General features: G+C 66.7%; 1 tRNA gene. It reads left to right on the forward strand.

The features are described from left to right. Positions 1-93: 93 nt before the first annotated feature. Positions 94-176 (forward strand) — tRNA-Tyr (locus AC1DSF_RS31475). Positions 177-360: the final 184 nt, after the last annotated feature.

A 360-nucleotide genomic window follows, 5' to 3' on the forward strand; every position in this document is an offset into this window, starting at 1 on the left:
CCCACCACTCCCCGCACCCCCGCGAACCGAGTGGCGGAGCACCCCTCCCCGTCCGCTATTGTTATCCCCGTCGCCGCAACGCGGGGACATCCCGGCGGGTTGCCCGAGTGGCCAAAGGGAGCAGACTGTAAATCTGTCGGCTGATGCCTACGCAGGTTCGAACCCTGCACCCGCCACCCCCTACGAAACAGCCTCTGACCAGCATGTTCGCGGTCAGAGGCTCTTTCGTTTCCGGCGCTTCGGGAGCCCGTCCGCGATGGGCGGCTTGTCTCGCTGTTTCCACAGGTGGATCAAGCCCTGTGGAACATGTGCGGGGCGTCGGCGCAGTGTCGCGGGCCCGATCGCTGGTTCGGCCGATGC

The sequence above is a fragment of the Variovorax sp. 01N429 genome (assembly GCF_056399425.1).